The sequence below is a fragment of the Blastocatellia bacterium genome (assembly GCA_025054955.1).
Classification (GTDB): domain Bacteria; phylum Acidobacteriota; class Blastocatellia; order HR10; family J050; genus JANWZE01.
In genome coordinates, this window is sequence record JANWZE010000066.1 from 19,619 (window position 1) to 38,945 (window position 19,327).

Here is a 19,327-nt window from a genome sequence, read left to right on the forward strand (position 1 = left end):
CATCCTTTGTGATTCGTGACGTCCAGCTAGCAGATGAGCTTGCTCCAGACTGACCAGCGCATTGAGTATACGCTGGTCAGCCCAGAGATTGACTCCGAAGAAATCGGGACCTAGAAAATGTACCTCACGGTCATGATCATGGTCCGTCCACCGACGTTAGTCTGTCCGAGGTTGAGGAACGTATCCACGTTGGTGGCGTTGCTTACGGTTCGCGCCGGAATGACGGTGAAGTTCCGATACATGAACACATTGAACACCTCCCAGCGGAGCTGCAACGACTGGCTTTCACCGAACGTGCGGATGTTCTTAACCAATGCTGCGTCCAGGTTACGTGTGTCACCAACGCGCTCGGTATTGCGGCCTGCTGTCCCGACAATGCCCGAGTTGGTCGGATTAAACACATAGAACGGATTGGCGACATTGGCTGCTGTCGGCAACGGGTATGTGCCGCTCAGGTTGATGCTCGGGCGCTGCGAATCGGTAACCGTTGCAATCTGGCCGGGCAGAATGCCCAGAGCATTGGCGCTGTTGAGCACCGTGTACGGAATGCCTTTAGCCAGTACGGCAATACCCGAAACCTGCCAACCGCCCAGTATTCGGTTCATGATCGGATTGCTCTCCATGAAGTTGGGGAATTGGTAAATGAAGTTGGCCACGAACCGGTGTGGTTGGTCAAATCCGGAGCGAGCTCGATCCAACTTATAGTTGAGCGGATTGGCCGGCAGCGTATTATTCGTCTGACCACCCAGAATGTCATCGCTATCGTTGATGAACGAGCTGTAGGTGTAGTTGGCCTGGAACTGCAAGCCACGGCTGAAGCGCTTCTCCACCGTTAGTTGCATTGAGTGATAGACGGACTGGGCTAACCCGTCGCCAACGAGGATAGAGCCACGCGTTGGGTCAACGCGATACCCCGTAATCTGACCCTGCGCATTGCGGATGGGTTGCAGGTTGGGCAGAATCTGCGCGTAGACGCTGGGGTTGGCATTGACAGCCGCGGCGGTGAACCCCAAATTGGTCTCCACCTCGCGAACCAGCTTCACCCCGCGCGAGCCGACGTAGTACAGCTTAAACACATAATCGCTGTAGAACTGTCGTTCGATACCCAGTGAGAATTGTTGCCCATACGGTTGGGCAATTCGCTTGTTGGGCGAGTAGAGTCGCACAGGCAGCGTGTTGGGATTGCCGCCCCGCGCCACAAAATCTTGTGGCGTCGGTGGCGCCGGACGGTTGGCCGGATTGAACAGGCGCTGTCCGGTAATCGGGCTGATGGAGACGGTCACCCCGCGTGGGAAATTGCGCGAGTTGTTCAGCAAGATGTTTTGAAACACCTGGTCATAGGAAATGGCGTAGCCGCCGCGAATGACCGTGCGGTCTGTGCCGAGCAAACGTCCCAGCCAGCCCTCTCTGCGTGGGCTCCAGGCAAAACCGAAGCGCGGCGCCCAGTTGTTGATGTCTGCCTTGGCGTTGGAGAAATAGCCGAACGGCGCGCTGGTGAACTCGTAGCGCACGCCCAGGTTGAGCGTGAAGTTTGGTTTCACGCGGAAATCATCCTGGAAGAACGCGCCGACCTCGGTCGTGCGTGCTGGCACATACCCGTCGCCGGCAAATTGCGAGAAGCTCGCGTTGCGGTCAAAGAGGAAATCAGCCAATGAGGGATATGTGACAGTGCCTCGCGAATTGGGCGCAAAGAACGAATTGAGCTGGTATCGGAGGATGTTCACACCACCCTTGAGCGCGTGCCGCCCGAAGCTATGAGAGATGTTATCCGTGTACTCATAGACATTATCAGTGCGGAACTGCGGGAAGTTGGCGTTGCCCACCGCATTGAAGCCGGTGATGGAGAACGAAGGCGGCAGATTCTCCGGGAACTTAATCCGCCGTCGAGAGTAGGTGAAGCGAAACTCATTGACGGTGGTCGGGCCGAACAAGTGAACCTCATTGAGCGTGAGGCTCTGATCCCGTTGATTCTGTCCGATCTCATTACCGGGAATCGCCGATGGCGAACCGGGGTCCTCAAAGTTGAAGATCAGATACCGGCCAGAAAACGTGTCTTTCGGGCCAAGCCGTGTGTCAATTTTCGGCATCCAACGCCACGAGTCTCGCCCATAGGGGAACGAGCCGGTCAGCGCTCGATTGAACTGTTGCAAAGGCACGGCGACATTGCCGCCAGGCGTCGCCACAGTGATCGAACCGCGCGGTGTCGGGTCGTTGGCTGTCGGGAACGTCTGAGTTAGGAAGTCCAACGCTCCCGGCGCAAATTGACTGGCGGCGGCCCGCAAATTGGCCAGCCCTTGCGGCGAGATGGCGATGGTCGGTGTGGGCACGGCCGTTGTACGGTACCACTCGCGATCATAGCTGTTGAAGAAGAAGGTGTGATTCTTCTTAATCGGACCCCCGATGGTGAATCCACCCAGGTGATCAACAACCACGCCACGAGCGCGTCGCAGCGCCTGCTTTTCGGTCAAGCCCGCCGCGCGAGCTGCCTTGAAGGTGCGTTCTTCTCCGGTGGTCAGCGCATCGAAACTGTTGCCATTCCAGGTGTACATCACGATCCCGTGAAACTCGTTCGTGCCTGACCGTGTGATCACGTTCACATAGGAACCGGAGTTGCGACCATATTCAGCCGAGAAGTTATTGGTCACCAGTTGGAATTCTTGAATCGCTTCGGGTGGCAATGTTTGCCGCGGGATGGAAAGTGATTGGTCGTTGTTATTGGCGCCGTCAATCGTGAAGTTGTTCGAGCGTGTGCGACCACCGTTCACAGAAAACCCGGAACCGGGGCGACCATTGTTATTCGGTGTCGTGCCCGGCTGCAGCAGCGCCAGCCCAGTTAAGACATTCCGTCCTGGCAGCTCCAAAATGCGTCGTGATTCGACCGACTTACTGAGTTGACTCTTGGTCATCTCAATGATCGGCGCTTCGGCTGTCACGGTCACGACTTCTTGGCCGGCTGTCGGTTCCAAAACGAGGTCAACTGATGTATCCACAGCGACCGACACAGCAATCGGCTGCCGAATCAATGTGCGAAAACCGGGTGCTGCCACTTGGACAGAATACTGTCCCACCGGCAGCGTCGAAACTCGATAAAGACCTTGATCATTAGTCGTCGTCTCTCGAGTCAAGCCAGTCTCGATGTTCTTGATTGTCACCTGAGCCCCGACGATCACAGCTCCACTCGGATCGGATACAGTTCCGCTGATCGAACCATAGATCGTCTGAGCGAGCGCAATGGCTCCGCTCAGCACAAACAAGAGGCTCAGAGCGCATAGCCTCCATAGCACTGATGCTTGCTTCATAGAATTCTCCTTTGTCAAATGAAAAGTAATAACAGCATTCCACATCAGGTATGAGCAAGTTGCGTGCCACCAGCCAGGTTGAGATTATCTAGTTATTCTTCAACGGATTGGTGAGATCAGCCGGCCAGCCCATCCAAAATTTTGGAAAAAATCACCGGAAAAATGGAAATCGCAAAAAAACACAAACCCCGTCGAGGATCATTTCGGGTTGATCCTCGACGGGGTGAAGCGCTTGCCACTACGACAAACGAGGGTGATTTAGAAGATAATCTTCAACGCCATTTCGATCGTGCGACGGCCGTTATTCAACAGGCTGAACGAACCATCGTTCTCCTGGAAGTTGAAGAAAGTGCGGCCGGCTTGATCCAGCGTGATGTTGTTGGGAATGCCAAAATTGGGATGATTCAGCGCATTGAACAGATTCAACTGGTACTGAATGCTGACCCGCTCGGTGATGCGCGTGGTTTTGAAGAGGCTGAAGTCAAACGATTCGATGCGGTCACCTGCGAACGTGTTCCGCCCGATATTGCCAAACGGCGTGCCAAATATGCGCGCGGCGCCTGCGCCGTTGACGATAAAGCGCACATCATTGGGCGTGACCGGCGTGAACACGCGCGGCGTGCGGTTCAAATCATTCAACAACCAGAAGCCCGTGGGGCTCTGACGCAGAATGGGCAAGTTGCCCGTGCCGGTTCCGCAGAAGCCATAAAACACACAGGCATCAACGTCGGTGATGGCGACGCGATCCTTCGGCGCGTTGGGATTGCCGGAGAACGGTCGGAAGTGCGATTGGCTGCCGAAGAACGACGCCATGAACGTTGAGTCTTCGTAAGGATTACGCGCCGAGTTGGCATGGGTGGGCGTAAACAGCCGTTGGGTTTGCAGGCGGAGTATGCCGTTGGCTTGCCAACCGCCAAGGATGCGGCCCAGCACACCCCGCTGATCACGCGCGACAGGGATGTCCCACACCCAGTTGAGAGTGAAGACGTGACGCGCGTCAAAGCCTGAGTTGCCACGCTCGGCACGGGTAATATCGAGCGGGTTCTGCGCGACTGCAACCGAATTGCCGCCATCAAAGGAGAAGACCTCGCTGGAATTGTCAATGGCATGGCTCCAGGTGTAGGTGATGCCGCTGCTCAATTGATTAGCTAAGCGGGTCTCAAATCGCGTCTGCAAGCCGTGATAGATAGACTGCGCGCCATTGATGCGTTCACGCGCTACACCAAACGGGAACAATCGGCCATTGCAGGCCGCTTCGTTATCACGGGTGGCCGGATTGTCCGTGCAGGTGAGCGGTCGGGCGGTTGGCGGCAGCAGGTTGGCAAAGCCAGGGAAGTTAATCGTAGTGACTGTCCCATCGGCTGTTTCCAATCGCGCCTGCCGCGAGAATCCGTTGACCAAATTGCCGATGAACGGATTGGCATTGATCGTTTGGAACAACCCGATGCCATGCGTGCCGACATAACGCGCCTCAAACACAAAGCTGCGTCCAATCTCGCGTTGTAACCGCAACGACCATTGTTCGCCATAGGGCGAGCGGAACTTGGGATTGACCGTGGTGCGAACAAAAAATTCGGGGTTGAATGTGTTAAACGCGATGACGCCGGCTTGTATGGCAGCGTTGCGCACGACATCGCCGGTTGGCACATTCGATGGCACGCCGATGCCGGTGACCGTCGTCAAGAAGACAACCGGAGCCGAGGTTGAGATATTCAGCAGCAAGTTGTAGAACGTGGCGTCATAGGCAATGCCGAAACCACCCGAAATGACCGTCTTGTTTTCGCCAAAGAGCCAGCGTCCCCACCGCGGCGTGTAAACGAACCCGAGGCGCGGTGCCCAATTGTTGCTATCGGTTTTGATTCTCGGAGTGGTGCGCGCCGACAGGTCCAGATTTTGTCGCCAAAACGCGCCGCTGGAACTTTCGCGTGCTCTGGTGATGTCATTGAGCAGGTTGATCGGCTGCCCCGTGTTTTCATAGCGCACACCGAGATTCAACGTCAGGTTCTCCCGGATGCGCCAGTCGTCTTGGAAGTAATAGAATTGATCGAACTCGTCGTAGACTAACGTCGCCGGCCCCAGAGCGACGGTCAACGAATTGGGATTGTTGGCGCCCAGCCGTGTCCCGTCAGCGAACAGGTAAGCACCGTTGACATTTGGCAAGAATGGGACCTTGTTCTCCAGTTTTCGAAAATCGAAGCCCGTTTTCATCTGGTGGCGCCCAAACGTCAACACCAAATTGTTGGCGAATTGATATGATTCGACCGTTCGCCCTTGTGGCAGGTTGGTGGCCGGGCCGACGTTAAGCAGTGCCGAGCCGTTAGCTGCGCGGAAACCAGCCAGATTCAAAAATGTCAATGCCTTGTCAATGTCATCCGGATGAGGAATCTGGCCTTTGCCGCCCGTCTTACCGCCGCCGAAGATGACAAACAGCCGCGAGTAATTCACACGAAACTCATTGAAAATGCGACTGGACAATTGCCAGTTCCAGCCGCCACCGAGTTGTCGCGTTTGCAATGGAACATCACCGGTGAAACCACCGACGCCAACCAGTTGATCCGGCCCCGGACGATCCTGCCAGAAGAACCGGCCCCACACACGATGTCTGTCACTGAGCGCTGCATCGCCGCGCAGATTGTACTCATCCCAATTGGTCGCGCGTGGGACGAAGCGTTGGACGGCCGCCACCGGCACGGTCGTGTTGCCAACGGTAATCGTTGATTGAGGCACATCCGGTCGGATGGTCGGATTGCCAATCGGCAGCGAAAACGCCGAGTAATCGGCATAATACTGCACCGCCGGATTATTCGGAAAGGCTGCCTTCAGTTGCTGGATGCCTTCCGGCGTCGGCGCTAACGAGGTCGTGCGCAAATCTACCGACCCGGGATTGCGAATGAACTGCCCTCCAGTGAAAAACCAGACACGGTTTTTCACCACAGGCCCGCCAAAGGAGTAGCTGAACACATTGAACAAATTGGGCAGCGGGTCTTTCTGAGTTCCCGTCCGCCGTTCGATGTTGGTCAATGAGTCGAACAGTTTTCGGTTACGGTGATACCACGCTGCTGTGCCGTGATATTCATTGGTGCCGGACTTGGTGACGATGTTGACGACAGCTCCTTGATTCCGTCCATATTCAGCCGAAAAGTTGTTGGTGATAACCTGAAACTCAGCCACAATATCCGGGTTCTGCACGAAATAATTCGGCCCGCCGATGGACAGGTCATTGTTGTCAACACCATCAATGGTGAAATTGTTGGCGCGAGCCCGATTGCCGTTGACCGATAACGTCACGCCATTGCTGTTGACATTGCCAAAGCCTGGTGTGACACCCGGCACTAATAAGGCAACCCGATCCAGTCCGCCACCTGCTGTGTTGATTGGAATACTTGTCAGTTTGCGTGTGTCAAAGGTGGTCGAGATTTGAACATGGTCTTTTTGCACGACGATTTCGCCGCCGCCCTCGATGGTCACTGTTTCTACAACAGCGCCCGGCTCTAGTTGCAGGTCAACAACGGTTTCATTTCCCGCTGTGACGTTGATGTTGGTATATTCCAATTTCCGAAAGCCGACGGCTTCGACCGTGATTGCGTATGGGCCAGGCGTGAGGGGCGAAAACCGGTACACGCCCTCGCCGCTGGTCTGGGTCCGGTACTCAATACCTGTTGCCATGCTTTTGCCCGTTACGGTGGCGCCGGCCACGACCGCTCCATTGGCATCAGTAACAATTCCGCGTATCCCGCCACTGAGCGTTTGAGCGGACACGTGTGGCGTCCAGAGGGCAAAGAACACAACACTGATGCTAAAGAGAGACACCACTGATGTGAATCGTTTCATACTCCCTCCGATGATGTTTGGTTTGTTGCTGACTAAGTAAGGCCACCCAAGGTGACTCACCACGATCCATACCTACCACCTACCACTGAGCTTTTGAGCTTACGCCACCAGTCGCAACACCGCCTATTATTCACACGAGACCGCGCCATGTCCAGCATTTTGTGACAAGTTTCCTGGTCAAAATCCACACGGCGCAGGTGGTTTCGCGTCCTCGACCAGAAAAGCGTTTCGTCCGCGGACGCCAATCAGCAGTGGCTTGCTGGCAGCCATGAACCTTGTGCTTCGTTCAACGCACAACCAAAGCGGGGCGCAGGCGTCCCGCCTGTGATCCATTCACATCGTTTCCGGGCGGCGTTACCGACGGCATGAACAACTCCTGCAGAAAAGGCAGGCGCAGATTCATTGATGAACAGATTTTCAATCAGTGAATCTGCGCTCGTTTTCCCCGTTTCTGGGGGGTGACTGGGTGACACGAGCAACTCCGCTGAGTTGCTCGCCAGATGCTTCTGGCTGGCTTCCTTCTCCAGGGCGGCTGCCAACGCTTCATTGTGGACTTAGACTCTCTCGGAATGATCTATCCGCGCTCAGGGGATCAATCGGATATTTGGCGAAATTTTTCGGTTCGAGGCCAGCAGTTTGTCTTTCGTCAAAATCATCTGCTCGCGGCTCTCCCACGCCAGCTCGAAATCGGGTCCCATTGTGATGGCATCCTCCGGGCAGGCTTCTTCGCAATAGCCGCAGAAGATACATTTGCCGTAGTCAATGTTGTAAACCTTGGCATACCGCGTATCAATGCCGACGCGCTCGGCATAAGGGCGGGGGTCTTCAGCCGCTTCAATGTAAATCGCATCAGCCGGGCAGGCGATGGCGCACAGATAGCAGCCGACACATTTTTCTTTGCCGTTCTCATCCTGATTTAACACATGCAAGCCGCGGAAGCGGCGCTCGATCGGAATCGGTTCGTCAGGATACTGAACGGTGTCACGTTTACCGGGAATGTGCCGAGCCGTCATGGCCAGCCCTTGGGCAATTGCTTTAACCACTTCTAACACTGCCATAAGCTGATGATCTCCTTCGGACGAAAAACGTGAGTCGGCATTCTAGCAGAAGAATCGCCATCGCGCGAGATGTTGTTTGCCGCTTGTTGGCTATGGTAAGCTGATGGCGGTATGGCCGTCAAAAAGCAGTTGCTGCGAACAGCTCGCCTGAGTCATCAAGACGAGCTCGCGCTGCCGCAGATTGAAGGATGCCATGAGATCAATCAGGTGGAGTTGATCAAGGCGTCGCCGGCGCTAGCGGCGGCTCATCAATGGATAGCCGGGATTCTGATGCTCATCCAAGCCGAGCGAGTAGAGGCGAGTGCTAATGATATGATCCAAGGCGCGCCGGACCTGGTCGCCGAAATTTCATGGCCGGCCAACACGCGCACCCGCGTTAACGGCAAGCTCAACGAGGATGCGTCTATCGGCGTGGCTCACTGTTGGGTCATCTGTCCCCAAGCGCTGACGATTGAGCAGGTACGGCTGGGCAAAAAAGCATGGAAGCGCGAGGCCATGAATCGTCTCCGAGACAAACCGCCGGCTGCGTTCTTGTCGGCCTTCTCTTTCAAGGTTGATGAGCTTTTCGCTAAGACAGCATGATGAAAATCCTTGACAGGGAAACTTTGTTGGTGGAGCGCCAACGATGCCGCGAGCGGCATCAGCGGGTTGTCTTCACCAACGGCTGTTTTGATTTGATTCATCCTGGTCATGTGCGTTATTTGCGTCAGGCTCGCGCGTTGGGCGATTGCTTGATCGTGGCTATTAACAGCGATCGGTCGGTGAGGGAGCTGAAGGGGCCAGGCCGCCCGATTCTCGATCAAGATGAACGTTGCGAGGTGCTGGCGGCGCTCGAATGCGTGGATTACGTGACCGTGTTTGACGAACCAACGCCGCGTGAGCTGATCGCAGCGTTGCTGCCCGACGTGCTGGTCAAAGGGGGCGACTGGCCGCTTGATCAGATTGTTGGGCGTGCGGAAGTCGAAGCAGCAGGCGGACAGGTCTATTCTCTGCCGTATGTGCCAGGATACTCCACGTCGAGCATCATCGCTCGAATCCAGCAATTGCCGACAACGGATTGATGAATGAGCAGCGGTCACATCTGGCCATGAGCATGACGCCGATCGGTCAGTCTCTGTGCGAGACCGAGCCGTTTAGGAAATTGCTTCAAGCTTTGTCAGCCCATCAAACTGTCTCGGTGAGCGGATTGCTCGCCGGTGGCGCCAAAGCGTTGGTTGTCGCAACGCTGGCGGCAGCGACACAAAGAACAATCGCCTACGTTTCTCCTGAATCCGAATTGGACTCGTTCGCCGATGAAGTTCAATTCTTTTACAACTTGATCGGCGCTCAGTCACCGGCTGCCGAGAACCGACAATCAGCAACGGTCGTCATTCCAACGTTTGATGTTGATCCATATCGCGGTGTATCGCCGCATGCCGGGGTCTTGACATCGCGCGCTTATGCGTTGCATCGGCTGGCTCGGAATGATGCGGCGATGGCCGTGATTCCGCTAAGGTCGCTTTTAACCCGGACCGTTCCTCCGCAGTTCATCAAACAGCTTGGTTGCGAGCTGATCGTGGGCGGTGAGTTTGACTTCGCCGCCCTGGTTGCTCACCTCCGGCGGTTAGGCTATCGGCAGGAGGATGTTGTCACCGAGGTCGGCGAGTTCAGCGTCCGTGGTGGCATCTTGGACATGTTCACACCGGCGCACGAACGTCCGTTGCGCGTGGAATTTTTCGGCGATGTGGTGGAGTCCATCCGCGAGTTTGACCCGAGCACGCAACGGTCGGTGGCGCAACTGTCGCGCGCCGTCTTGGCGCCGATCTCAGAAATTCTGTCCGAGCCGTCCACGTGGTATGCCTGGGCTGAAGCGGCAACGGCGCGGTGGACCGATCCGATCTTCCGTCAAGACCTGACAGCCAAATGCGCAGCAGCCGAAGCTGGCCAGGCGTTTCAAGGATGGGAATTTTTAGCGCCGCTGGTTCAGCCGCTCACGAGCACGTTGTTCGATTATTTGACTGACGCGCTGTTCGTCTATGATGAGCCGATGCTGCTTCAGGCAGAGACAGAAAAGTGGCATGAGCAGATGCAGGCTCTCTATGATGAGGCGGTCGTGTCCGGCCAACTCGCGTTGGAGCCGGAACAGTTCTTTCTGACGCCGCAAGAGGCATGGTCACGAATCCGCGAACAGCTTTGCATAAGTCTTTCGTCGCTGGATGCTGACGTTGGACGCCGCAGTAGAGCGTGGGACTACGAAACGTCGCGTCCGCCTTCGCCCGGCGCCGATTGGTCATGGACGGAGGCTGCGCAGGAGATCATCATGTCTGCCTCGCCGATGCCTCGACTTCATGGGCAGCTCGCGCGGCTCGTCCAGCAGATTAGGAATGCGCAGCAGGCTGAGATGGCCGTCTGGATTGTCGCCCGCTCATCGGGCATGGCCGAGCGGCTCGCGCAGATGCTGCGGGATTATCAGATCGAAGCTGAGGTAGGCTATCCAGGCCGGGAAGCAGGCGTCGAAGCGTTGGCGGCTTCTGGACTGACTTGCCCACAGGTGCTCGTGGGAAAACTGACCAAAGGGTTTCAGGTGTCGTGGGCTCGCCTGAGCATCTTTTCTGAGCGTGACATTTTTCAGGAAGATGAATCGGAGGCGGTGGCCGCGCCTGCGCCCGGACGAGCCAAGCTGTCGGTATTTCTTTCGGACCTGCGCGACCTCAAACCCGGCGATTACGTCGTTCATGTTGATCATGGCATCGGGCAGTTTCAAGGACTGGTTCAACTGGATCGGCATGATCCACGCGAGTTCCTGTTGTTGCATTATGCGGACAGCGCCAAGCTTTATGTGCCGGTTGAGCGGCTCGATCTAGTCCAAAAATACTCCAGCCCCGATACCACGGCGCCGGCGCTGGATCGGCTCGGCACAGCCGCTTGGCAGCGAACCAAAGCGCGGGCGCGACGCGCCTTGCGCGACATGGCCGATGAGCTGCTGAAGTTGTACGCCGAGCGGCAACTGGTTCAGGGCATTGCCTTCAGCGCCGACACGCCCTGGCAGCAAGAATTTGAGGACGGTTTCGAGTTTGAACTGACGCCCGATCAGCAAACTGCGCTCGACGAGATCAAACAAGACATGGAACAGCCGACTCCGATGGATCGGCTGCTATGCGGTGATGTTGGTTTTGGTAAAACAGAAGTCGCCATGCGGGCTGCGTTCAAAGCGGTCATGGATAATCGGCAAGTCGCCGTGCTCGCGCCAACAACCCTGCTCGCCTCACAACATCTGCGAACCTTTCAACAGCGATTCGCCCCGTTTCCTGTCAACATTGAGATGCTTTCGCGACTTCGCTCCCGCAAGGAACAACAACGGATACTCGCGGGCCTGGCTGAAGGTCGCATTGACGTCATCATTGGAACGCATCGGCTGCTGAGCAAAGACATCGTCTTTCGCGACCTCGGCTTGGTGATCGTTGACGAAGAGCAACGCTTCGGCGTCGCCCACAAAGAGCGACTCAAGCAGTTGCGCCGCCGCGTGGACGTGTTGACGCTCTCTGCGACGCCGATTCCGCGCACGCTCAGCATGTCGTTGATGGGGCTTAAACCGATGTCGGTGATTGAAACGCCGCCGCGTGACCGCCTCTCTATTCAAACAATTTTTGCGCCGTTCTCTCAAGCTATCATCAAAACAGCCATCGAGCGGGAATTGGATCGCGACGGACAAATCTTTTTCATTCACAATCGCGTTGACTCGATTCATGCGATGGCCGAGATGATCCGCCAGCTTGTGCCGCATGCGCGGCTGGGCGTAATCCACGCGCAGATGAGCGCGCGTCAGTTGGAGCTTACGATGATGAAATTCATCCAGCATGAACTAGATGTGCTTGTCTCCACCACGGTCATTGAGAACGGCATTGATATTCCACGAGCCAACACGATCATCATCAATCATGCGGACCGATTTGGACTGGCTGAGCTTTACCAACTGCGCGGACGAGTCGGACGATCGAATCGTCGCGCTTATGCCTACCTGTTGGTTCAATCAGAGCGCGCGTTGACGCCTATAGCACGTCGCCGGTTGGCCGCCATCAAAGAGTTTTCTGACCTAGGCGCTGGCTTTCGGCTGGCCGCAATGGACCTGGAATTGCGCGGCGCTGGCAATCTGCTCGGCGCCGAGCAATCGGGTCACCTTCGAGCCGTCGGCTTTGAATTGTATTGTCAGATGCTGGAGCAGGCCGTGCGCGAGCTGCGCGGCGAACAGATCGAAGAGCCGGTCAATACACAGATTGACCTACAAGTGGATATTCGCATCCCTCAAGAGTATGTGCCGGAGATGGGACAGCGGCTGCGCCTCTATAAGCATGTGGCTTCGGCAACGGATGAGCGCCGATTGCAGGAACTGGCTGAAGAGATGCTCGATCGCTACGGCCCATTGCCCGAATCTGTTCAAAACCTGCTCGAATATGCTCGACTGCGACGCCATGCCGTCGCTATGCGAGTGCTCGCCATCAGCAAGCAACGTGGGATAGTATACATCAAGTTTGACCCTCAAGCCCGCATCAACATAGAGAACGTGTTTCAATTCGTCCAACAGCATGAAGCCCAGCAGGCGCGCTTCTCGCCGACCGGTGTGTTGAGTTTCCAGCCGCTGGCCTCCGGCGGACGAGACCTGTTGCTTGAATTGAAAACTTGCTTGATGAACTTCCAGTGAACGGCTTACAATCTCACGCCTGTGAATGATGATGCAAGGACTGCTTGTGTGCTCGTCATGTTTCAGAGGGTCAACATGCCACGACAATGTGACATGCGCCAACGAAATCGTGCCTGGCGATTGGTGTCATTCGTGGCTCACGTTGCAAGGCGTTCATGGAGCTTGGCGTCGCTCAGAAACGATGAAAATCTCGCCGCCGATGAACACGGCCGGGCACGGATCAGGCGCGTCATCCGTGTGAAACCGTGTGTCCATCCGTGGTGGTGTTCGGAGGAGTTGTTCATGTCGTCTGAACGACGCGAGAGAAACGATGAAAAACGCCACAGGCAGGAATGCCTGTGCCACTTTTTCGGAGGAGTCATGAAGAAGATTCTACTGATGAGTTTGTTGCTCGTCAGCTTCAGCGCAGCCGGTTATGCCCAAGAGGAGCCGGTGACGGTGGATGGCATCGTCGCGCGCGTCAACCGTGATATTATCACGCTCTCGGCCTATCGCCGCGCGCAAGAGGACCTGCGCCGTGAATTGGAACAGCAATTCCAAGGTCGAGAATTGGAAACCCAGTACCAGCAAGCGTTGAAGCAGTTGCTCCACTCGTTGATTGATACACAATTGCTTGTGCAGAAAGCTGATGAGCTGGGGCTGACCGTCGAAGCCGAGATTAACGAGTATCTGATTGAATTGGCCAAGCAGAATAAGTTTGCGCCTTCACAGATTGACGACATGCTCCGCCAGATGAATCTGGACCCGGATCAAGCGCGGCAGTTGCTGCGTGTCCGTTTCTTACGCGAGCGTGTGATCGGGCGCGAAGTCTACCCGCGCGTCTTTCAAAACATTCTCGACAAGGACATTGATGAGTTCTATCAGAAGAACCTGGATCAATTCACCGAACCAGCCGCCGTCAAGCTCAGCGAAATCTTCATCAAGTTTGAAGGGCGCACGCGCCGCGAGGCCGCTCAGTTGATTGAGCAATTGGTGGCGCAGTTGATCGGTGGGGCCAGCTTCGCCGAATTGGCCAAGAAATACTCCAATGGCCCAACGGCGGCTGATGGCGGCAATCTCGGCTGGTTCAATCTGGAGCCGCGCCCCGAATTAGGCGAGGCTCAACGAAAAGCCATTGAGGGCAAACAGGTCGGACAGATCACCGACCCGATTGAGTTCGCCGATGGGATTCGGCTGCTGCGCATTGACGAGCGGCGTGAGCGAAAGGTCAACCCGTTGACTGCGGAGCTGCGCCGGCGCATCAGCATATTCATTGCTCAACAGCGGATTGAAGGGGCGGTCGAAGAATATCTGAAAAAACTGCGCGAGGACGCATTCCTCTGTATCGCGGCTCCCTATCGAAACAACGATGATCGTATCCCCAGTTGCTCCATCACTTCTGAGGTTAGGGCTTCCGCATCGAAATAGGCTTAACCTTCGGTCAACATGATTGACGTGACTGCCACGGTTTTGGACAACCGCCGTCAATACCAGGATTATTGGCGGCTGCGCGTGCGGGTTCCGGCCGCGTATGATGTGCAAGCCGGTCAATTTGCTATGCTCCGCGTGCATGGGCAACTTGAGCCGATTCTGCGGCGGGCGATGGTTTACTATCGTATTTGGCCGAGGCCAACCGGGCTGGACGCGGAATTTATTTATCGCGTGATTGGACGAGGCACCACGCAATTGTCGCTTGCTCGCCAGGGCGATCATGTGGACGTGCTCGGCCCGTTGGGTCGCGGCTTCAGCATTGACCCGCAGGTAACAACCGGAACGCCGGTGGCGCTCGTTTCGGGTGGCATCGGCATACCGGCTGTTTATCTGTTGGCTGAAAAGCTCATCGCGCGTGGCGCGCGACCGATCCTGTTTCACGGCGATCGTACTAGTGATGTTGAACACGGGCTCGTCTGCGTCGGCGATTTTGTTGATTTGCTCGGCCCTGACGCGGTCATCTGCGCGACGGAAGATGGCTCGCTTGGCCAACGCGGCTTCGTGACCGTCCCACTGGAAGCCGAGTTACGTCGTGGCTCGTTTCGCCCGGCAGCCATCTACGCCTGCGGCCCCGAACCGATGATGAAGCGGGTCGCGCACCTTGCTCAAGAATTCGCTGTGCCCGCGTATGTTTCACTGGAAGCGGCTATGGCTTGCGGCTTTGGCGTGTGCATTGCCTGCGCGCAGCGCGTCCGGCGCGACGGAGAGGAACAGTACGTGCGCGTCTGTGTCGAAGGGCCGGTCTTTCGCGCTGACGAAGTAATCTGGGCGTAGAGGCAGTGGCGAGTGTTCACTGACCACTGTTGACTGTTCACTGACCACGAACCGTTATGATTGATTTGAGCGTAGAGATCGCCGGCATTCGTTTCAAGAACCCGGTACTCGGTGCCAGCGGCACGTTCGGCTATGGATTGGAATTTGCCGAACTGATAGACCTGAATCGGCTGGGAGGGTTTTGTACTAAAGGTCTTTCGATCGAACCGCTGCCGGGCAATGCGCCGCCGCGTATTGTTGAAACGCATGGCGGCATGCTCAATTCGATCGGTTTACAAAACATCGGTGCGCGCGCGTTTGTGCAGGAGAAGCTGCCGCTGCTCCGGCGTTACGACACGCATGTCATCGCCAACGTCTTTGGTTTCTCACCGGACGAGTATCTGGAGGTGATTCGCGTGTTAGAAGATAGCGAAGGCGTGGCAGCGTATGAATTGAACATCTCTTGCCCAAATGTGAAGAAAGGCGGCATGGAGATTGGCAATGATCCAGTGGAAGCAGCTCGCTTGACCGAAGCAGTCAAGCGCCTGGCGCGGCGTCCGGTGATCGTCAAGTTGTCGCCGCATGTGCGCAGCATTGCTGAAATCGCTCGCGCCGTGGAAGCTGCCGGCGCTGATGCGCTCTCAGTAATCAACACCATTTTGGGCATGTCGGTGGATATTTACAAACGGCGGCCTCGGCTTGGCGCGACGATGGGCGGACTGTCGGGCCCGGCCATCAAGCCGCTGGCCGTTCGCATGGTATTTGAAGCGGCGCGCGCTGTGCAAATTCCTATCATCGGCGTCGGCGGCATCGCCACCGCTCAAGATGCGCTCGAATTCATTATCGCTGGCGCAACAGCCATTCAAGTCGGCACGGCGAACTATTACGATCCGGCCGCGACGATCAAAATCATTGACGGCCTCCATGCCTACTGCGATGAACAAAAGATTGAACAGATTCGCCCATTGATTGGCTCACTGGAGGTATAGTAGATGACAGAGACAAGCACGCAGCCTCGCAACCGGTTGGTCATCGCGCTTGATGTGGAAACGCGCGCCAACGCATGTGCGCTCGTTGATCAACTCAGAGAGTTGGTTGGCTGGTTTAAGATCGGCAGCCAGTTGTTTACAGCGGAAGGGCCTGAGCTTGTTCGCGAGTTGGTTCGCCGCGATGTGAAAGTCTTTCTCGATTTGAAATTCCACGACATCCCGTCAACCGTTGCCAAAGCGGGCATTGAAGCCACACGGCTGGGCGTCGCCATGTTCAATGTGCACGCGATGGGCGGCGCAGAGATGATGCGCGCGGTGGCCGACGCGGTGAGCGAAATGGCGGAACGCGAAGGGCTCCAACGACCGGTGATCTTGGCAGTGACGTTGCTGACGAGCTTAGGTCCCAACGACGTGAAGCAAATTTTTATCGCCGAACGCATTGAGAATGTGGTAACCGGTCTAGCCAGACTGGCCAGCGAATCGGGATTAGATGGCGTGGTCTGTTCACCACAAGAAGCCATGCTGATTCGGCATCACGTCAATCGGCCCGATTTTGTGATTCTCACGCCGGGCATTCGTCCGTCATGGGCAGCGGCGCAAGATCAGAAGCGCGTGTTGACGCCGACCGAAGCATTGCAGGAAGGCGCCGATTATATCGTCGTTGGTCGGCCTGTGACGGATCATGCTGATCCGGCAGCAGCCGCCCGTAGGATTTTGGAAGAAATCGAGGCGTTTGAGCGGCAACCCGATCAACCCATCGGGCGCTATCCGAACTATGCGCAATTCGGCCCGCGTGACTATTAACGAAACAAACCTTCCACGAAACCGATTTGCCAGGCGAGGAACAGGCCAAATATAACGCTGCACATGCCGGCGGTCATTTTGATGCCTTGATTGAACCGGCTGAATCGCTCCGCCGTCAAGACAAACGGCATACCGATCATCGAACTCATCAGCAGCATGCCCCCAATCGAACCAAGACCGAAGACGACAATGTAGGCCAGGCCGAGCCACGGTGACGGGATGGTCGTCAACACGAGCAGCATCAACGCGGCGCTGCCTGCTAACCCATGAACCATGCCGATCAAGAGTGGTCGTTTGGCGTGATCGAGCACATGTGGCTCTTCGTGATGGTGCGCGCCCGGCACATGCACGTGCGTATGTGCATGATGTTGCCCATCGGCGTGCGTGTGAGGATGACTATGTATGCTCACCCGCCATGTCTTCCAGATCAGGTTCGCGCCAAGCGCGATCAGCATCATCGCAACACAAAATTCCATGCTCAGAGCCACACGATCAGGAATCGTCAATCGCAGTCCAATCACAAGCAGCCCAACGAGCAACAACGACGTGGTGTGCCCAACGCCCCAAAACGCGCCGATCAATGACGAGCGTTTCAGGCTCTTGTGCTCGCTAACAATCGTGGACACAGCGATCAGATGGTCGGGATCGAGCGCGTGCTTCAAACCTAAAACAAATCCCAATCCCAACGCCGTCCACACGACCGGATCAGACGAGAGCGCCGACATAAATCCCGATTGGATGGTCATCAATAACGAGACGCCGGCTGCCAGGTCTAACAGGTTCACCTGCACAATGCCGCCACCAACGAGGGCTTGATACACAATCACTAATCCGAGCATCGTAATCATCGCGCTAGAGCATAGCGGCAAGCGGCGCACAAGTCCACCCTGCCAGCGAAACCGATTGAGCGCTTGCTTGACATAGAGCACGAGCACACCGATGCCAATCAGCACGGAGGCCAATCCCAGACTAAACGCGACAATCAAGAGCATGCCAAATCCGATTCGATTCAGACTGATTGCGCTGAGCAGTACAACCAGCGCCGAAGGACACGGAACAAGGCCACCGGAAATGCCCATCGCGACGAGGCTCGCCGGCGTAATTTTGTCAATCTGATGCGAATGCCCGTGAGCGCCATGATGATAATCGTGATGCCCGCGACGATGCTGGCGTTCATCCTGGTGATGACCAACATGGTGCGCGTGGTCATGAGCGCCATGATGATGCTGGTGATGCCCGCGATGCTGCTGGTGCTCATCCTGGTGATGACTAACGCGGTGAGTGGGGTCCTGATGAGAGTGATCGTGATGGACGTGAGGGTGGGTATGGCTGTGGCTGTGAAGCTGGGCGTATCGTTTCACAAATTGCCACAGACCAATACCCACAATCATCATGCCCGATACAAATCCAAGCCAAGGGTAGAGCTGTTCGGGCAAAATGTATCGAGAGGCAAACAAGGCCACCAGGCCAAGGGCAAACACGCCGGCTGTATGTGTCAGCGTGACGACCGCTCCGAGCAAAAAGGCATGCTTGATCGTCCCGCGTGAACCGACCAAATAAGCGGCGACGACCGTCTTGCCATGCCCCGGCGACATAGCATGAACGACGCCGAGCATCAAGGCGACAAGCAGTGAGAAGAAGAGGATTTTGGTGGACACCTCGTTGGTCGTGATCAATCGGGTAAACCGATCACCGCGCGGTTGCCGGTCGCTAAGTGGAGAAACGGACACGCTGGCCTGTGGAGCTGTTGAATTCCATGCGACATTCGCTCTCGGTATTGCAACGGTGAACGCTGCGCGTGACTGTTGTGGCGGCGCAATGGTTGGGTCGGCTGGATAGCTGGTCAATTGTTGACTGCGGTCTCGCGCGGGGACTGTAGAGTCGGTGAGATATAGTCCATGACCAGCCGTGGCAATGATCTCGCGCCAGCCGACCCGTTCGGCATAATTCTCGTCACTGTAGATGATGCGTCGCGGCTGCCCATCGCCGGCGGGTAGCGGCACAAGATAATCAACGGTGATGAGCAACGTCGGCAGATTGCCGGCGCCGGGTTGTACCAACAGGTCGCTACCAACTACCAGGAGAACGGCTGCCCGCCCATCAATCAGCAGGCGTTGACCGCGGGTGAGTTCTTCAACCTTCCACTGCAAGTAGGCGCGGCGTTCATGCAGCGAGATGTCACCGTCGCCACTGGTATCCAACAATGACATCTCCTGGAACGTGGGAATCTCGGCCATATCCAGCCGATAACGAATGTGCAATCCATCGCGCTCGGCACGCAGCGCCGTGTAGTGGCTGATCGAAAAATTGCCCATCGGATGCGCTATCACAGCCGTCGCCGATAAGCCGAGGATGGCCATGATCCAGAGTGTCACTCTTGCTCTCATCGTGATAATGCTCATGCTGCGCCTGTGCGCGTGGCCAGCGCTTCCCAACGAAGCATAC

Annotated in this window: 11 protein-coding genes; 7 read left to right on the top strand and 4 right to left on the bottom strand. The window is 56.3% G+C overall.

From position 1 onward, the window contains the following. Positions 1 to 110: 110 nt before the first annotated feature. The 3 genes from NZ823_09330 to nuoI all read right to left on the bottom strand — a co-directional run bounded on the left by NZ823_09330 (position 111) and on the right by nuoI (position 8,188). Positions 111 to 3,299 (bottom strand): TonB-dependent receptor, encoded by a 3,189-nt coding sequence (locus NZ823_09330; GenBank protein ID MCS6805326.1) that lies wholly within the window; start codon positions 3,297 to 3,299, stop codon positions 111 to 113. Positions 3,300 to 3,557: 258 nt separating this feature from the next. Then, entirely contained in the window at positions 3,558 to 7,130 is a 3,573-nt protein-coding gene (locus NZ823_09335) for a TonB-dependent receptor (GenBank protein MCS6805327.1), read from the bottom strand. A gap of 584 nt (positions 7,131 to 7,714) precedes the next feature. Beyond that, positions 7,715 to 8,188, bottom strand: coding sequence for an NADH-quinone oxidoreductase subunit NuoI (gene nuoI / locus NZ823_09340; protein ID MCS6805328.1), 474 nt, complete (start codon positions 8,186 to 8,188; stop codon positions 7,715 to 7,717). 111 nt (positions 8,189 to 8,299) lie between these two features. Here nuoI and NZ823_09345 point away from each other — a divergent pair, with 111 nt between their 5' ends. The 7 genes from NZ823_09345 (at position 8,300) to pyrF (ending at position 16,882) form a co-directional block, all read left to right on the top strand. Next, positions 8,300 to 8,770, top strand: a complete 471-nt coding sequence (locus NZ823_09345) for a Uma2 family endonuclease (protein MCS6805329.1) — start codon at positions 8,300 to 8,302, stop codon at positions 8,768 to 8,770. Then, on the top strand, positions 8,770 to 9,249 hold the full coding sequence (gene rfaE2 / locus NZ823_09350) for a D-glycero-beta-D-manno-heptose 1-phosphate adenylyltransferase (GenBank protein ID MCS6805330.1): 480 nt from the start codon (positions 8,770 to 8,772) through the stop codon (positions 9,247 to 9,249). Before NZ823_09345 ends, rfaE2 begins: the two co-directional genes overlap by 1 nt. Continuing rightward, positions 9,249 to 12,866, top strand: a complete 3,618-nt coding sequence (gene mfd / locus NZ823_09355; GenBank protein MCS6805331.1) for a transcription-repair coupling factor — start codon at positions 9,249 to 9,251, stop codon at positions 12,864 to 12,866. Before rfaE2 ends, mfd begins: the two co-directional genes overlap by 1 nt. 360 nt (positions 12,867 to 13,226) lie before the next feature. After that, a complete protein-coding gene (locus NZ823_09360) occupies positions 13,227 to 14,273 on the top strand; it encodes a peptidylprolyl isomerase (protein ID MCS6805332.1) in 1,047 nt (348 codons plus the stop codon). A gap of 18 nt (positions 14,274 to 14,291) precedes the next feature. Next, a complete protein-coding gene (locus NZ823_09365; protein ID MCS6805333.1) occupies positions 14,292 to 15,110 on the top strand; it encodes a dihydroorotate dehydrogenase electron transfer subunit in 819 nt (272 codons plus the stop codon). Between the two features lie 56 nt (positions 15,111 to 15,166). Beyond that, positions 15,167 to 16,078 (top strand): dihydroorotate dehydrogenase, encoded by a 912-nt coding sequence (locus NZ823_09370; protein ID MCS6805334.1) that lies wholly within the window; start codon positions 15,167 to 15,169, stop codon positions 16,076 to 16,078. Between the two features lie 3 nt (positions 16,079 to 16,081). Then, positions 16,082 to 16,882 carry an orotidine-5'-phosphate decarboxylase gene (pyrF, locus tag NZ823_09375; protein ID MCS6805335.1) on the top strand — a complete coding sequence of 267 codons (801 nt, stop codon included), beginning with the start codon at positions 16,082 to 16,084 and terminating at the stop codon, positions 16,880 to 16,882. Here pyrF and NZ823_09380 read toward each other — a convergent pair. Continuing rightward, the gene (locus tag NZ823_09380) at positions 16,879 to 19,269 is read right to left on the bottom strand and encodes a hypothetical protein (protein MCS6805336.1); all 2,391 of its coding nucleotides are present in this window, start codon (positions 19,267 to 19,269) and stop codon (positions 16,879 to 16,881) included. The two genes, pyrF and NZ823_09380, sit on opposite strands and share 4 nt — an antisense overlap. Between the last annotated feature and the right edge of the window lie 58 nt (positions 19,270 to 19,327).

Excerpts from the sequence above, each read along its gene's own strand:
- nuoI (MCS6805328.1), bottom strand. The coding sequence starts at position 8,188 with ATGGCAGTGTTAGAAGTGGTTAAAGCAATTGCCCAAGGGCTGGCCATG.
- pyrF (MCS6805335.1), top strand. The coding sequence starts at position 16,082 with ATGACAGAGACAAGCACGCAGCCTCGCAACCGGTTGGTCATCGCGCTT.
- NZ823_09370 (MCS6805334.1), top strand. The coding sequence starts at position 15,167 with ATGATTGATTTGAGCGTAGAGATCGCCGGCATTCGTTTCAAGAACCCG.
- NZ823_09380 (MCS6805336.1), bottom strand. The coding sequence starts at position 19,269 with ATGAGAGCAAGAGTGACACTCTGGATCATGGCCATCCTCGGCTTATCG.
- NZ823_09335 (MCS6805327.1), bottom strand. The coding sequence starts at position 7,130 with ATGAAACGATTCACATCAGTGGTGTCTCTCTTTAGCATCAGTGTTGTG.
- NZ823_09360 (MCS6805332.1), top strand. The coding sequence starts at position 13,227 with ATGAAGAAGATTCTACTGATGAGTTTGTTGCTCGTCAGCTTCAGCGCA.
- NZ823_09345 (MCS6805329.1), top strand. The coding sequence starts at position 8,300 with ATGGCCGTCAAAAAGCAGTTGCTGCGAACAGCTCGCCTGAGTCATCAA.
- rfaE2 (MCS6805330.1), top strand. The coding sequence starts at position 8,770 with ATGAAAATCCTTGACAGGGAAACTTTGTTGGTGGAGCGCCAACGATGC.
- mfd (MCS6805331.1), top strand. The coding sequence starts at position 9,249 with ATGAATGAGCAGCGGTCACATCTGGCCATGAGCATGACGCCGATCGGT.
- NZ823_09365 (MCS6805333.1), top strand. The coding sequence starts at position 14,292 with ATGATTGACGTGACTGCCACGGTTTTGGACAACCGCCGTCAATACCAG.
- NZ823_09330 (MCS6805326.1), bottom strand. The coding sequence starts at position 3,299 with ATGAAGCAAGCATCAGTGCTATGGAGGCTATGCGCTCTGAGCCTCTTG.